2 protein-coding genes and 1 CRISPR repeat array are annotated in these 3,311 nt (G+C 38.7%); both genes read left to right on the top strand.

All coding sequences use genetic code 11. From position 1 onward, the window contains the following. Positions 1–34: 34 nt before the first annotated feature. A CRISPR array of direct repeats spans positions 35–1,311; the repeat unit is 47 nt; unit sequence GTTGTGATTAGCTTTAAAATTAGTATCTTTGCATTGGCAAATACAAC. A gap of 450 nt (positions 1,312–1,761) precedes the next feature. Then, the gene (locus tag JCM15124_RS16860; protein ID WP_232220192.1) at positions 1,762–2,214 is read left to right on the top strand and encodes a DUF4372 domain-containing protein; all 453 of its coding nucleotides are present in this window, start codon (positions 1,762–1,764) and stop codon (positions 2,212–2,214) included. Next, positions 2,183–2,995 (top strand): IS4 family transposase, encoded by an 813-nt coding sequence (locus JCM15124_RS14430; protein WP_036885526.1) that lies wholly within the window; start codon positions 2,183–2,185, stop codon positions 2,993–2,995. The genes JCM15124_RS16860 and JCM15124_RS14430 overlap by 32 nt, the downstream gene beginning before the upstream one ends. Positions 2,996–3,311: the final 316 nt, after the last annotated feature.

The raw sequence follows: 3,311 nt of genomic DNA, 5'->3' as shown, positions 1-3,311 counted from the left end.
ACAACACCCGGTGGCAACAAGAAGATGATAGCCGGTTGTGATTAGCTTTAAAATTAGTATCTTTGCATTGGCAAATACAACTCGACGTGGCGAAATTACCATTTACCCCCAGTTGTGATTAGCTTTAAAATTAGTATCTTTGCATTGGCAAATACAACCCACTGCTTAAATTTTGTATTCTCTTTCATGTTGTGATTAGCTTTAAAATTAGTATCTTTGCATTGGCAAATACAACGAGATTTCGCAAAGATACTGCGACATTTCCGTTGTGATTAGCTTTAAAATTAGTATCTTTGCATTGGCAAATACAACTCTTGGCAACGATGGAAATTTCCGTGAGTTGTTGTGATTAGCTTTAAAATTAGTATCTTTGCATTGGCAAATACAACTGAAATATCAACCTCTCGCCGTCGCAGGTAGTTGTGATTAGCTTTAAAATTAGTATCTTTGCATTGGCAAATACAACTGGAAGTAACCAAAGTGGAAAATGCCGGGGGTTGTGATTAGCTTTAAAATTAGTATCTTTGCATTGGCAAATACAACAGTTACCGCTAAATACAAAGGACATACACGTTGTGATTAGCTTTAAAATTAGTATCTTTGCATTGGCAAATACAACCTGCAGGAGGTGGAAACGCACCTATATAAAGTTGTGATTAGCTTTAAAATTAGTATCTTTGCATTGGCAAATACAACGAAAGCCGAGAAGCACATCTACCAGTGCTAGTTGTGATTAGCTTTAAAATTAGTATCTTTGCATTGGCAAATACAACTTTTAACATTTGAAACCTTAACTGTCGTTGGTTGTGATTAGCTTTAAAATTAGTATCTTTGCATTGGCAAATACAACACTATCTTTTTATAGTCATCTTCTGCGCCCGTTGTGATTAGCTTTAAAATTAGTATCTTTGCATTGGCAAATACAACGCGACGGATTTGCGCTTCGTTCTTATCGGGGTTGTGATTAGCTTTAAAATTAGTATCTTTGCATTGGCAAATACAACGGAAAAACCGACAACGGAAGCTGCCGACTTGTTGTGATTAGCTTTAAAATTAGTATCTTTGCATTGGCAAATACAACCTGGAATCCTCACAATGGTACAGCCCGGCGTTGTGATTAGCTTTAAAATTAGTATCTTTGCATTGGCAAATACAACCCCTGCGTCTGTATAGTAAACTCTTTAGCAGTTGTGATTAGCTTTAAAATTAGTATCTTTGCATTGGCAAATACAACTAACGGTGAGAATGCTGCAAAAGAGAAATGGTTGTGATTAGCTTTAAAATTAGTATCTTTGCATTGGCAAATACAACTCAAGTAGTTTAAAGTAATGAGCATCAGCGTTATTACGAAATCTTAGAGAAAAAGAAAAATGCAAGCAAAAATAAAGTTCCATTCTTAACGGATGGAACTTTATTGTTTCTAAAAGATACGTGACTTCGGCATAAGGAGCAGGTTAAGCAAGCTATTTCGCAGATATTTTTAAGCAAATCCATTGATGAAATAGTGAAAGTTTTTCTGTTTTACCTTGTAAAGATAACTTTCTTAAAAGTGATAACTATTCTATAGGAGGTGTGTCAAAATAGGCCCCCTCTTCTTTTTTTGCACAAAGTCCCGACTTTCCCAAGCCGGGGCTTTGCTATTTCCTAAAGTTTTTTATTGCTGTCTGGTAAAACTTTTATTAATATCAACAATTAGGGCTGACACTTCTCACGATGTATCAGCCCTTTTGGTTATCTTTGTTTTTGGAAAAATTTATAACCATGAGCAAAGATAGTCATTTTAGCGGACAGCCGGTATATAGTCAAGTCTTAAAGTTGCTTGATAAAGATAAAATTCTTCAAATCAGCCGTACAACGCAAGGAAGCGAGGCTTATGTGAAGCGTTTTGACGGCTACAAGCATCTTGTCGTGATGTTGTTCGGAGTCCTAAAACACTTTGATTCCCTGCGTGAACTTGAGATAGGCATGAAGGCAGAAGCGCACAAACTCCGCCATCTCGGATTAGACTATATAGTCAGGCGAAGTACGCTTGCAGAGGCTGATATCCGCCGTCCTCAAGAGTTCTTTGCCAATGTCTATTCCTACCTTTTGGAGAAGTATGCTAAGTTTTTAGCGAACAGCCGCCCTCCCAAGAGTTATAAAGGCCGGACACATGAGCAAAGACCGGGAAAAATTGCTTTATATGATGGATTCAACCACGATAACCCTATTTGACAACATCCTCAAAGGTGTTGGCAGACACCCTAAGTCAGGCAAGAAGAAAGGCGGAATGAAGGTGCATACCTTAATGAAGTATCATGTTGGAGTACCGATGGTAGTCCGGCTCACATCTGCAGCTAAACACGATCATTACCTGCTCAAGGAGGTGCATCTTCCTCAAGATACCACCTTGGCAATGGACAGGGCATACATAGACATCGCACAGTTTCAACGACTTACCGAGGAGGGCGTGTGCTATGTAACCAAAATGAAGAAGAATCTCAAGTATGAGGTACTTGGGTCGGTTACATACGTTAATGACAAAGGACTTGTAACACACATCGACCGGAAAGTGCGCTTTACCCGAGAAGAGCTTATCCATGAGGCACGACGGGTGGAAATCTTTTACGAAGACAAGAAACCTGTAGTCTTGCTGACCAATAACTTTGACTTCTCCGTAGAAGACGTGTCTGAGATATACCGTCTTCGGTGGGCTATTGAGTCGCTGTATAAGCAGCTCAAACAGAACTTCCCGCTTCATTTCTTCTATGGAGACAGTGTCAATGCCATACAGATACAAACATGGGTGGTGCTGATTGCCAATTTGCTCATCACCGTCCTTTCAAGAAGCATAAAGAGAAACTGTGCCTTCTCGCAGGTTGTTGCTATGGTGCGCCTTACATTGATGTACTACATCGATTTTATCAGATTTATGGAAAATCCCGACAAAACATGGGATAATATTCTTGCCAAAGAGCAACAAAAAGCACCTCCTGAACCAACCCTTTTTGATTAGGTGGGCTTACTTTTTGAAAAAGAAAGCTCAAAGACCGATAATAAAGGGCTTTGAGCAAGATTATTATGTACTTGAGAGTTTTACCGGACAGCAATATTTCTAAAAGATACGTGAATTCGGCATAAGAAGCAGGTTAAACAAGCTATTTCGCAGATATTTTTTTCCATGATACAAAGGAAAGAAAAATATATGAATTAACAAAAACATTCCCGCCTTTTTCCTACTGAACCTATTCTTTAAGCAAATCCTCTGATGGAATAGTGAGAGATTTCAGTTTTACCTTGCAAAGATAATTCCCTTAAAAAGGTTCATCGCA

It is taken from the genome of Prevotella falsenii DSM 22864 = JCM 15124, assembly GCF_000613945.1.
Classification (GTDB): domain Bacteria; phylum Bacteroidota; class Bacteroidia; order Bacteroidales; family Bacteroidaceae; genus Prevotella; species Prevotella falsenii.
This window is presented reverse-complemented; position numbering and strand designations above follow the sequence as displayed.